The sequence below is a fragment of the Streptomyces sp. NPDC052043 genome (assembly GCF_044548235.1).
GTDB lineage: Bacteria > Actinomycetota > Actinomycetes > Streptomycetales > Streptomycetaceae > Streptomyces.
On the sequence record NZ_JBIUBT010000001.1, the window covers coordinates 768263 to 780115 of the forward strand.

Below are 11853 nucleotides of genomic sequence, written 5' to 3' on the forward strand. Positions count from 1 at the left end.
ACCCCGGCGACCTGACCGCCCGCCCGCGCGCCGCCGAACGCGCCCCCGTGGGCCGCGAACGTCTCGAGTCCGTCGGCGACACCCCCTCGTGCCCGCTCGGGGCCATCAGGCAGCATGGCGTCCATGTCCGTACTCACGCGCGACGAAGCGCAGACCCGTGCCACGCTCCTCGACGTCCACCACTACAGCGTCGACCTCGACCTGACCGGTGGGGACGACACCTTCGACTCCGTGACCGTGATCCGGTTCACCGTACGGGCGGGCCGGGACAGCACGGACACGTTCGTCGAGCTCAAGCCCGCCGACCTGCGCTCCGCCACCCTCGACGGCCGGCCCCTCGATCCGCGGGACCTCGTCGAGAACCGTCTGCCGCTGAAGAACCTCACCCCCGGTGAGCACGAACTGCGCGTCGACGCCGCCATGCGCTACTCCCGCACCGGCGAGGGCATGCACCGCTTCACCGACCCCACCGACGGCGAGACCTACGTCTACACCCAGCTCTTCATGGAAGACGTCCAGCGCGTCTTCGCCGCCTTCGACCAGCCCGACCTCAAGGCCGTCTTCGACCTCACCGTCACCGCCCCCGACGGCTGGACCGTCCTCGCCAACGGCGTCACCGAGCACACCGGCGACGGCGTCTGGAAGGCCGCGCCCACCCCGCTGATCTCCACCTACCTCGTCGCCGTCGCCGCCGGCCCCTGGCACTCCGTACGCACCGAGCACCGCGGCCTGCCCTTCGGCATCCACTGCCGCCGCTCGCTCGCGCCCCACCTCGACGCCGACGCCGACGAGATCCTCGACGTCACCCGCGGCTGCTTCGACCGCTACCACGAGAAGTTCGACGAGCCCTACCCCTTCGACTCCTACGACCAGGCCTTCGTCCCCGAGTTCAACGCGGGCGCCATGGAGAACCCGGGCCTGGTCACCTTCCGCGACGAGTTCGTCTACCGCTCCGCCGTCACCGACACCGAGCGGCAGACCCGCGCCATGGTCATCGCCCACGAGATGGCCCACATGTGGTTCGGCGACCTGGTCACCCTGAGGTGGTGGGACGACATCTGGCTGAACGAGTCCTTCGCCGAGTACATGGGCTACCAGACCACCGCCGAGGCCACCCGCTTCACCGACACCTGGACCGACTTCGGCGTCGCCCGCAAGGCCTGGGGCTACGACGCCGACCAGCGCCCCTCCACCCACCCCGTCGCCCCCGACGCCGTCGACGACACCGCCTCCGCGCTGCTCAACTTCGACGGCATCTCCTACGCCAAGGGCGCCTCCGCCCTGCGCCAACTGGTCGCGTGGCTCGGTGAGAAGGACTTCCTGGCCGGTATCAACACCCACTTCGAGCGGCACCGGTTCGCCAACGCCACCCTCGCCGACTTCATCGACTCCCTCGCCTCCGCCACCGACCGCGACGTGCACGCCTGGGCCGAGTCCTGGCTGCGCACCACCGGCGTGGACACGCTCACCGCGTCCGTCGACGCCGAGCCCGGCCAGTGGACCCTCGCCCTCGACCGCGACGGCAGCCGCCCGCACCGCGTCACCGTCGGCGTCTACGACCGCGACCTGGGCGACGGCCGCAGCCTGGTGGTCCGGGAGCGCTACGAGACCGACGTCCCGCAGGACGGTACCCGCCGCCCCCGCTCCGGCACCCGGCCCGCCCTCGTCGTGCCCAACGACCAGGACCTGACCTACGCCAAGATCCGCCTGGACGAGACCTCCCTGGAGACCGCCCTGCGCGGCCTGTCCGGCATCCCCGACGCGCTCACCCGCGCCGTGGTGTGGAACGCGCTGCGCGACATGGTCCGCGACGGCGAACTCGCCCCCGCCGACTACCTGACGGCCGCCTGCGCCCATCTGCCCGAGGAGACCGACCTCGCCCTCGTCCAGGGCGTCCTCGCCTTCGCCGTCGGGCAGATCGCCGACCGGTACGTCCACCCCGAGCAGCGCCCGGCCGTCCTCGCCTCCCTCGGCTCCCTGTGCCGCGATCTGATCCGCCGCACCGAGGACGGCGACAATCCCGGACTGCGCCTGATCGCCGTGCGCCACTTCATCGACGTCGCCGCCCACCCGGACACCATCGCCGCCTGGCTCGCCGACGGCACCGTCCCCGGCGGCCCCGAACTCGACCCGGAGCTGCGCTGGCGCGTCCTGGGCCGGCTCGCCGTCCTCGGCGCCGTCGACGAGGCCGCCATCGCCGGGGAACTCGACCGCGACCCGTCGGCCACCGGCCAGGAGGGCGCCGCCCGTTGCCGGGCCGCGCTGCCCGACGCCGAGGCCAAGCGCGCGGCTTGGGAGGCGATGTTCGCCACCGACGAGCGCACCGACCTGTCGAACTACCTGTTCACCGCCACCGCGCAGGGCTTCTGGCAGCCCGAACAGGCCGACCTCGTACGGGACTACGTCTCCCGCTTCTACGAGGACGCGGTCGCCCTCGCCGCCCGCCGCGGCCCCGCCATCGCCGACGCCGCCGGACGCTGGGCATTCCCGATGTACGCCGTCGACGCCGACCACCTGCGCCGGGGCGAGGCCTGCCTGCGCGACGGCGACCCCACCCCGGCGCTGCGCCGCAAGCTCGTCGACCAACTCGACGACCTGGCCCGCGCACTGCGCGTCCGGGAGGCGTAGCGCGAACTCCGGGTCCGAGCCGGTCGCCCGCCGGCTCGGCCGGGGCGATCCGGCCGACCCGGGGCGGGGTGCGCGGCGCGAGCCACCACCCGGCCGACGCCCGCGCCGGTACCCGCGTCCACCGGCACGGCGGCGAGCCGACCGGTGGGCCGGGTGGGGCGCGCGGTTGCCGGTGTTTCCGCGCGGGGTCGGCCGTCCGCTCCTAGGCTGCTGGAGTCTCAGGACGACCGGCCGAGCCCCCGGAGGCGGACCCGTGATCGCAGTGACCGGAGCGACCGGCAACGTCGGCCGTGCCCTCGTCGAACGTCTCGTCGCCGCCGGCCGGCCCGTGCGGGCGCTGACCCGCGACCCGGAACGGGCCGCGCTGCCCGCGGGCGCCGAGGCCGTGCGGTTCCGGACCGACGACCCGGCCGCCCTGTTCGCGGGGGTGACCGGGCTCTTCCTGTACGTCCAGGCCGCCGGTGACGGCGGCGCCCTGCTGCGGGCGGCCCGCGAGGCCGGCGTCCGGCACGTCGTGCTGCTCTCCTCCGGGATCGTCCGCGACGGCGCCGACGAGACCCATCCCCTCCACGTCATGCACGCCGGTGCCGAGCGGAGGATCCGCGACAGCGGCCTCGCGTGGACCTTCCTGCGGCCGAACGCCTTCGCCGCCAACGCCCTCCAGTGGGCACCCCAGATCCGCGCCGGGAACACCGTCCGCGGCGTCTTCGCCGAGGCCCTGACCGCGCCCATCCACGAGGACGACATCGCGGCCGTGGCCGAACGCGCCCTCCTCGATCCCGGCCACGAGGGCGCCGTCCACCGCCTCACCGGTCCGGAGGCCGTCACCAACGCCGGACAGGTCGCCGCGATCGGCCGCGCCCTCGGCCGTGACCTGGCCTTCGTCGAGGTCCCACCGGGACAGGCCGGCCCCGAGCTCTTCCCGCACGTGCCGCCGCACCTGTTCCAGGCCCTCATGAGGACCTTCGAGTCCACCATCGGCGTTCCCCCGGAGATCACCCGCACCGTCGAGGAGATCACCGGCGCGCCGGCCCGCCCCTTCGCCCGCTGGGCCGAGGACCACCGGCCCGACTTCCTCGGCTGACGGCGGGACCCCAACAGGCTTTCCCCGTACGGCAGTACCCACTTTCGGGTTCCGATCGTCGATCCTTCGGGCGTATCCGGCTCTACTGCGTACAAGCTGGAAGTCCCTGCCCCCGCGCCACGGAGGACAGCCCCATGAGCACCCCGTGCACCCCGCCGCCGGACCACCCCGCCCGCCTCGCCTCCGGTCCCGACGGCCCGCACGCCCTGCGGCCCCTGCTGGACATCGTGCTCGACGCCCTCGACAGCGGCCGCCGCGCCCGCGGCGGCCCCCTGCCCGCGGGCGGGCCCGAGGCGGTCGCCGACCGGGTGCGCGGCGCCGTGGGCGAGGTCCTGCCCGAGCACGGCGACCCGGACGCCCTGCGCGGCCTCGTGCACGCCCTCGCCGAAGGCGCCGCCGACCCCGCCGACCCGCTGTGCGCGGCCCATCTGCACTGCCCGCCGCTCGCCGTGGCCACCGCCGCCGACCTCGCCGTCAGCGCCCTCAACCCCTCCCTGGACTCCTGGGACCAGGCTCCCGCCGCCTCCGCGCTCGAAGCCCTCGTCACCCGCGCGCTCGCCCACGAGACCGGCCTCGCCGACGCCGTCGTGACCACCGGGGGCACCGAGTCCAACCAGCTCGCCCTCCTGCTCGCCCGCGAGTCCTGCGGCAGCGGTGTCCGCCTGGTCTGCGGCGCCAACGCCCACCACTCCCTGCCCCGCGCCGCCTGGCTGCTCGGCCTGCCCGACCCCGTGATCGTGCCCGCCCCCTCCGGCACCCTCGACGTCGCGGCCCTGCACGGCGCCCTCACCGACCTCGGCGGCACGCGCGGCTCCGTCGTCGTAGCAGCCACCGCGGGCACCACCGACGCCGGCCTCATCGACCCCCTCCCACAGATCGCCGGACTGTGCGCCGCCCACGGCGCCCGGCTGCACATCGACGCCGCCCACGGTGGGGGACTGCTGTTCAGCGAACGCCACCGGGACAAGCTGACCGGACTCGAAGCCGCCCACACCGTCACCCTCGACCTGCACAAGCTCGGCTGGCAGCCGGTCGCCGCCGGCCTCCTCGCCGTCCGCCACCCCCGCGACCTCGCCGTCCTGCACCAGCGCGCCGACTACCTGAACGCCGGCGACGACACCGAGGCCGGCCTGCCCGACCTGCTCGGCCGCTCCCTGCGCACCACCCGCCGCCCCGACGTCCTCAAGATCGCCGTCACCCTCAAGGTGCTCGGCCGCAGCGGCCTCGGCGCCCTCGTCGACCAGGTCTGCACCCGCGCCCGCGAGTTCGCCGACCTCATCCACGACCACCCCGGCTTCGAGCTCCACGACCGGCCCACCATCAGCACGGTCCTGTTCCGGCCCGCCGGCGCCACCGACCACGCGGTCGCCGCCGTGCGCCGCCGACTCCTCACCGAAGGCCGTGCCGTCCTCGGCCGGGCCCGCCTCGACGACCGGCTCTGGCTCAAGGCCACCCTGCTCAACCCGGACACCCGGACCGAAGACCTGGCCGCCCTGCTGAAACTGGTGGAAGGAAGCACCCCCCGATGAACCACCCCGCGCACCCCGCACCCCAGGCGCCCCGCGACCTGGTCGGCATCGGCATCGGACCGTTCAACCTCTCCCTGGCCGCGCTCGCCCACCCGCTCACCGGTCTCGACACCGTCTTCTACGAGCAGAGCCCCCGCTTCCGCTGGCACCCCGGCCTGCTCATCGACGGCGCCCGCGTCCAGGTGCCCTTCCTCGCCGACCTGGTCACCCTCGCCGACCCGGCCAGCGACTGGTCCTTCCTCAACTACCTCAGGATCCGCGACCGGCTCTTCCCCTTCTACTTCGCCGAGCGCTTCCACATCCAGCGCGCCGAATACGACGCCTACTGCCGCTGGGTCTCCGAGAACCTGCCCGCGGTGCGCTACGGCCACCATGTCGACGCCGTCCGCTGGAACCCCGAACTCCGCCTCTTCGAGGTCGACTTCACCCAGCTCGACACCGACGGCGAAGCGGAGGCCGTCGGCCGCGCCCACACCCGCAACGTCGTCCTCGGCATCGGCACCGAACCCCACGTGCCCGCCCCGCTGAGGGCCCTCGCCGACGCCCCCGACGTCGCCGTCGTCCACGCGGCCGACTACCTCGACCACCGCGACGCCCTCCTCGCGGCCGGCCACGTCACCGTCGTCGGCTCCGGGCAGTCCGGCGCCGAGGTCTTCCTCGACCTGCTGCGCCACCGCCCGGCCGGCGGCGAGCGGCTGCACTGGATCGGCCGCACCGAGGCCTTCGCCCCGATGGAGTACTCCAAGCTCGGCCTGGAGCACTTCACCCCCGACTACATGCGCTACTTCCACGCCCTGGCCGAACCCGTGCGCGACCGGCTCGTCGCCGGCCAGTGGCAGTTGTACAAGGGCGTCGACGCCGACATCCTCGCCGCCATCCACGACGAGCTCTACCGCCGCACGCTGGACGGCGGCTGGCCCGACGCCGTCCTGACCCCCGGCGTCCGGGTCCGCGCCGCCGGCCGGGTCGCCGGCGCCGGGATCGAACTCCACCTGGAACACCTGCAACAGGGCACCCGCACCCGGTTCACCACCGACGCCGTCGTCCTCGCCACCGGCTACCGTGAACGCCCCATCACGCCCCTCCTCGCCGGCCTCGACCCCTACCTGCGCCGCGACGGCAAGGAACGTCTCCGTGTCGACGAGCAGTTCCGCCTCGCCCTCGACCCGGCCATCACCGCCACCGGCTGCCACGTCTACGTGCAGAACGCCGAACGCCACACGCACGGTGTCGGCGCCCCCGACCTCGGCCTCGCCGCCTGGCGCAGCGCCACCATCCTCAACGCGGTGACCGGGACACAGGCCTACCCGCTGCCCGCCCGCACCGCCTTCACCACCTTCGGCCTGGAACGGCGACGGCCCCAGATCCCGCCGTCCCGCCAGATCAGGACGCTGACGCCCCTGGCGGACGGGATCTGAGGCCGTCCCTCACGAAAGACCCTGGTCGGCCGATCAGAACACCGGCGTGCCGTTGCGCGTCAGCTTCCAGTCCAGCGACGCGAAGTCCTTCGGGTCCAGCTCGCCCTTCGCCGTGACCCACTCCGCGATCCGCGTGCGGATCTCGGTCGACTCCGCCCACAGCTCCTGCGCCGACGCCACGTACGGGAAGTCACCGCCGCCGTTCGCGCGGTAGTTGTTCACCGCCATCACGAACTCCTGCGCGTCGTCCAGCGCCGCACCGTCGAACGTCAGGTTCTTGATCCGCGAACCGACCGGCTGCGCGACGTCGATGTCGTACTGCAGCCCCGACACGTAGTCGTAGTTGTAGTCCGGGCGACCGCCCGCGTTCGTCAGCTTGTCCACGTCGACCGGCGCGTCGGCGGCCGTCTGCACGAAGTACTCCGCCGAGTACTCCAGGTACGCCCGCAGCTGGGCACCCGTCATCAACTTGGCGACCAGCGTGTTGTCGTACACGTACAGGCTGGACAGGTCCCGGATCGTGACGTCGCCGGCCGGGATCTCGGAGGTGCGCGAGAAGGGGGAGGCCTGCGAGACGACCGGCAGCGCGGCGTACTGCGTGCCCTCCAGGGCGGCCTTGACCACGTCCTCCTGGACCTTGTTGATCAGGTCGATGATCGGGGCGTCCTTGTAGCGGGCGTCGACCGTGGTGAGGGTCTCCGTGGCCCGGCCGACCACCTGGTTGACGTACGTCACGACCTTCGCGTGCTCGTCCTCGAGCAGCTTGGTGATCTTCGGGTCATCGGCGACGGTGTTGGTGTTGCGCAGCGAGGCGGAGACGGACTCCACCTCCCACTTGCCCTTGACGAACACCAGCTCGATGTCGAAGAGGGAGAGCCGCTCGGCGTAGCACAGCGGCTCCGACAGCACGACCGTCTTGCCGGTCTGCTCGTTGACGACCTTCAGCTCCGGGATCTCCAGGTGCGCGTGGCCCACCAGGATCGCGTCGATGCCGGGCACCTGCCGGGCGACGTTCGCGGCGGCGTCCTCCACGTACGGCAGCTGGTCGCCGTACGACGAGGTGCCGGACGTGCCCGAGTGCGCCGAGACGATGACGACGTCAGCGCCCATCGAACGCAGCTTGGGCACCCACTTCGCGGCCTGCTCCTCCAGACCGGGGAAGTCCAGCTTGCCCTGCACGTAGGCCTTGTCCCAGATCGCGATGCCCGGGTTGGTCAGGCCCAGCACGGCCACCGTCACCGGGGCGGCACCCGGCGAGTGGAACTTCTTCATGAAGTACGCCGGGAAGGCCGGCTTCTGCGTCTTGTGGTCCACCGCGTTCGCACCGAGCAGCGGGAAGTCGCACTGCTCCTCGAACTTGCGCAGCGTCTCGATGCCGTAGTTGAACTCGTGGTTGCCGAGCGCCACCGCGTCGTACCCGATGGCGTTCATCGCCTTGGCCATCGGGTGCACCGGACCGCGCTTGGCGGTGATCGGGTCGACCTTCGCGTAGTAGTACGTCAGCGGGGTGCCCTGAATCGTGTCACCGGCGTCCAGGAGCATCGTGTGCTCACGGCCCTTCTCCTTGCGGATCTGGTCCACCAGCGTCGAGATCCGGGCCAGCCCCTGGGCGTTGCCCGCCCCGTCGCTGTACACGCCGTCCTTGTAGTAGTCCCAGTTGAACACGTGCCCGTGCAGGTCGGTCGTGCCCATGATGGTCAGCGAGTAGCGCTTGCCCGGCTTCTCGGGCTTCTTGCCCGCCGCGGGAGAGGCCGGCGCGGCCTCGGCCGCCGGAGCCGCCGCAGCGCCGACCAGCGCCACCCCCGCCCCGGTGGCGGCGGACTTCGTCAGAAACTTCCGGCGGTTCAACGGCATGTCAGGCTCTCCTCGTGAAACAGGTCGATGACGCGCGTAGATTCTGGCGGCCCGCGGCGAACCGCAACACCCCCGGAAGGTTGCGATCTGATGACCGGCGGGCGCGGAGCACCGGGCACAGGTGACAGAGTGGGGCGTATGACCTCAGCCCCCGCACCGGAGCCCGGCCCCGCCGTCCCCTACGGCACCCCCGACGCACCCCGGATCGCCGTCCGCGGCGAGGCACACCTCGAAGTCGACCCCGAGATCGCCCGGATCGGAATCACCGTCACCGCCCGCGGCAAGGACCGCCGTTCCGCCCTGGACGACCTCACCCGGCGCAACGCCCACGTCCTCGACCTCGTCAAGTCCTACGGCCAGGCGGTGGAACACCTGGAAACCGGTGTCTTCTCCCTCGCGCCCGAACCCGCCCGGCACGGCCGCGGCGAGCGCGTTCGCGCATACCACGGCGCCGTCCGTGTCACCGCCGAACTCTCCGACTTCACCGCGCTGGGCGAACTCACCACCCGACTGGCCGACGTGGAACTCACCCGGGTGGACGGCCCGTGGTGGGCGCTGCGCCCCGGCTCACCGGCCCACCGGGAGGCACGCCGACAGGCCGTGCAGGAGGCCGTCCAACGGGCCAGGGAGTACGCCGAGGCGCTCGGCACCTCACTCACCGCCCTGGTCGAGATCGCCGACATCGGCGCGGAGAGCGCCCAGCCCTGGGCACCGGCACCCGGAGGAGGGATGAGAGCGATGCGGGCCTACGGAGGCGCCGCGCCGCAGGACGAGGCCGCGCCCCTGGACCTCGAACCCGAGCGCCAGCACGTCCACGCGCAACTCGACGCGCGGTTCACCATGGCACCGCCCAGACTGTGACCGTGTCCGTTGCGTCTTTCGGTCCGCGAACGGTTCGAACGCTCGTCCCGGCACTGCCCCGCACGGTTCAACAGCTGTCAATACTCCTTCATCCAAAGGTTGTTGAGTAGTCACGTCGTACCAAACGTCTACCCACTGGTAAGGCCTAGGCTCACCTCATGCGCCGAGCAAAGATCGTCTGTACTCTGGGGCCCGCCACCGACACGTACGACCAGATCAAGGCACTGGTCGACGCCGGAATGGACGTCGCCCGATTCAACCTCAGCCACGGCGGCCACGCCGAACACGAGGAGCGCTACCGGCACGTCCGCAGGGCCGCCGACGAGACCGGACGCAGCGTCGGAGTCCTCGCCGACCTTCAGGGCCCGAAGATCCGGCTCGGCCGCTTCCGTGAAGGACCCGCACTCCTCGAACGCGGCGACACCTTCACCATCACCGTCGAAGAGGGCGTCGAGGGCGACCGCCACATCTGCGGCACCACCCACGCCGGCCTCGCCGAGGACGTCACCCCCGGCGAGCGCGTCCTCGTCGACGACGGCAGGGTGTGCCTCGAGGTCACGGCCGTCGACGGCCCCCGCGTCCGCACCCGGGTGGTCGAGGGCGGCGTGATCTCCGACCACAAGGGGCTCAATCTGCCGGGCGTCGCCGTCTCGGTCCCCGCCCTGTCCAAGAAGGACGAGGACGACCTGCGCTGGGCGCTGGGCGCCGGCTTCGACGTCGTCGCGCTGTCCTTCGTCCGCGGCGGCCGGGACATCCTCGACGTCCACCGCGTCATGGACGACGAGGGGCGCCGCGTCCCGGTCATCGCCAAGATCGAGAAGCCGCAGGCGGTGGAGGCCGTCGCCGACATCGTGGCCGCCTTCGACGGCATCATGGTCGCCCGCGGCGACCTGGGCGTGGAAATGCCGCTGGAGCAGGTCCCGATCGTCCAGAAGCGCGCGATCAAGCTGGCCCGGCGGAACGCCAAGCCGGTGATCGTCGCCACCCAGATGCTCGACTCGATGATCGGCAACTCCCGCCCGACCCGCGCGGAGGCCTCGGACGTGGCCAACGCGGTGCTCGACGGCACGGACGCGGTGATGCTCTCGGGCGAGACCAGCGTGGGCAAGCACCCGGTGGAGACGGTGCGGACGATGGCCCGCATCGTCGAGGCCGCCGAGGAGGACCTCCTCGCCAGGGGCCTGCCGCCGCTGACCGACCACAACAAGCCGCGGACCCAGGGCGGCGCCGTCGCCCGTGCCGCTGCGGAGATCGGTGACTTCCTGGGCGCCAGGTTCCTGGTCGCCTTCACGCAGTCGGGCGACACCGCCCGACGGCTTTCCCGCTACCGCTCGCCCATCCCGCTGCTCGCCTTCACCCCGGAACCGGCCACCCGCTCCCAACTCAGCGCCACCTGGGGCGTGGAGACGTTCCTGGGGCCGCGCGTCGACTCGACCGACGCCATGGTCGGGCAGGTCGACGAACTGCTGCTGCGGTACGGCCGTTGCGAGAAGGGCGACGTGGTGGTGATCACAGCGGGCTCACCGCCGGGGGTGGCGGGCTCGACGAACCTGGTCAGGGTGCACCACATCGGGGAGGACGACACTCCCAGGTAGAACGCGTGACCTTGGATTCGGAGGAAACGTACCCCGGGTCGGATTCGAACCGACGCTGGATGGTGTTTGAGACCATTGCCTCTACCGCTGGGCTACCGGGGCCCCCTTTGAAACAAAGACCGGCGGTCACCCGCCGTCCCCTCACCTTACCGCAGCTGGGTACGCTCTTGGAGCAGTACCCGCCCGCCCCGGAACAAGGAGCGCCCCCGTGACCGCCGAGTCGCCCGAGCCCGTAGACGTGTCCGACGACGACAAGTCGCACGTGCCTCCGCTGACGACCCGCGTCGTCATCGCCGAGGACGAGGCGCTGATCCGGCTCGACCTCAAAGAGATGCTGGAGGAGGAGGGCTACCGGGTCGTCGGTGAGGCAGGTGACGGGGAGCGGGCCGTGGAGCTGGCCCGCGAGCACCGCCCGGACCTGGTGATCCTCGATGTGAAGATGCCCAAGCTCGACGGCATCTCGGCGGCGGAGCAGATCGCCGAGGAGCGGATCGCGCCCGTGCTCATGCTCACCGCCTTCTCGCAGCGCGACCTGGTGGAGCGCGCCCGGGACGCCGGGGCGATGGCGTATCTCGTCAAGCCGTTCAGCAAGAGCGACGTCGTTCCCGCCATCGAGATGGCCGTCTCGCGGTTCACCGAGCTGAAGGAGCTGGAGAAGGAGGTCGCGGACCTCAGCCAGCGGCTGGAGACCCGCAAGCTGGTCGACCGCGCCAAGTCGATCCTGCAGACCGAGTACGGGCTGACCGAGCCGGCCGCGTTCCGGTGGATCCAGAAGACCTCGATGGACCGCCGTATGTCGATGCAGCAGGTCGCGGAGGCGGTCATCCAGGACAGCGACGAGAAGAAGGCCGCGAAGGACGCCGGGCCCGACAAGGACTGAGCCG

Annotated in this window: 8 protein-coding genes and 1 tRNA gene; 7 read left to right on the forward strand and 2 right to left on the reverse strand. The window is 72.0% G+C overall.

Going from position 1 to position 11853, the window contains the following annotated elements; genetic code table 11:
• Positions 1-114: 114 nt before the first annotated feature.
• The 4 genes from pepN (at position 115) to ACIHCX_RS03705 (ending at position 6659) form a co-directional block, all read left to right on the forward strand.
• Positions 115-2628 carry an aminopeptidase N gene (gene pepN / locus ACIHCX_RS03690; RefSeq protein ID WP_400026200.1) on the forward strand — a complete coding sequence of 838 codons (2514 nt, stop codon included), beginning with the start codon at positions 115-117 and terminating at the stop codon, positions 2626-2628.
• A 253-nt stretch (positions 2629-2881) separates the two neighbouring features.
• Positions 2882-3712, forward strand: coding sequence for an NmrA family NAD(P)-binding protein (locus tag ACIHCX_RS03695; protein WP_400026202.1), 831 nt, complete (start codon positions 2882-2884; stop codon positions 3710-3712).
• Positions 3713-3846: 134 nt separating this feature from the next.
• Entirely contained in the window at positions 3847-5241 is a 1395-nt protein-coding gene (locus ACIHCX_RS03700; protein WP_400026204.1) for a pyridoxal phosphate-dependent decarboxylase family protein, read from the forward strand.
• The gene (locus tag ACIHCX_RS03705; RefSeq protein ID WP_400026206.1) at positions 5238-6659 is read left to right on the forward strand and encodes a lysine N(6)-hydroxylase/L-ornithine N(5)-oxygenase family protein; all 1422 of its coding nucleotides are present in this window, start codon (positions 5238-5240) and stop codon (positions 6657-6659) included. Before ACIHCX_RS03700 ends, ACIHCX_RS03705 begins: the two co-directional genes overlap by 4 nt.
• Positions 6660-6692: 33 nt before the next feature.
• Here the strand turns inward: ACIHCX_RS03705 and ACIHCX_RS03710 are convergent, their stop codons facing one another.
• Entirely contained in the window at positions 6693-8513 is a 1821-nt protein-coding gene (locus tag ACIHCX_RS03710; protein ID WP_400026207.1) for a bifunctional metallophosphatase/5'-nucleotidase, read from the reverse strand.
• Positions 8514-8651: 138 nt separating this feature from the next.
• Here ACIHCX_RS03710 and ACIHCX_RS03715 point away from each other — a divergent pair, with 138 nt between their 5' ends.
• Positions 8652-9374: an SIMPL domain-containing protein gene (locus ACIHCX_RS03715; RefSeq protein ID WP_400026209.1), complete on the forward strand. Its 723-nt coding sequence runs from the start codon at positions 8652-8654 to the stop codon at positions 9372-9374.
• A gap of 158 nt (positions 9375-9532) precedes the next feature.
• On the forward strand, positions 9533-10969 hold the full coding sequence (gene pyk, locus ACIHCX_RS03720) for a pyruvate kinase (RefSeq protein WP_400026211.1): 1437 nt from the start codon (positions 9533-9535) through the stop codon (positions 10967-10969).
• A 29-nt stretch (positions 10970-10998) separates the two neighbouring features.
• Here pyk and ACIHCX_RS03725 read toward each other — a convergent pair.
• Positions 10999-11071, reverse strand: a tRNA-Leu gene (locus ACIHCX_RS03725).
• A 106-nt stretch (positions 11072-11177) separates the two neighbouring features.
• On the opposite strand from ACIHCX_RS03725, the gene ACIHCX_RS03730 reads away from it, so the two are divergent.
• Positions 11178-11849 (forward strand): ANTAR domain-containing response regulator, encoded by a 672-nt coding sequence (locus ACIHCX_RS03730; protein WP_400026213.1) that lies wholly within the window; start codon positions 11178-11180, stop codon positions 11847-11849.
• Positions 11850-11853: the final 4 nt, after the last annotated feature.

Coding starts and splice junctions, on each gene's coding strand:
- ACIHCX_RS03700 (WP_400026204.1), top strand. CDS start 3,847: ATGAGCACCCCGTGCACCCCGCCGCCGGACCACCCCGCCCGCCTCGCC.
- pyk (WP_400026211.1), top strand. CDS start 9,533: ATGCGCCGAGCAAAGATCGTCTGTACTCTGGGGCCCGCCACCGACACG.
- pepN (WP_400026200.1), top strand. CDS start 115: ATGGCGTCCATGTCCGTACTCACGCGCGACGAAGCGCAGACCCGTGCC.
- ACIHCX_RS03705 (WP_400026206.1), top strand. CDS start 5,238: ATGAACCACCCCGCGCACCCCGCACCCCAGGCGCCCCGCGACCTGGTC.
- ACIHCX_RS03715 (WP_400026209.1), top strand. CDS start 8,652: ATGACCTCAGCCCCCGCACCGGAGCCCGGCCCCGCCGTCCCCTACGGC.
- ACIHCX_RS03710 (WP_400026207.1), bottom strand. CDS start 8,513: ATGCCGTTGAACCGCCGGAAGTTTCTGACGAAGTCCGCCGCCACCGGG.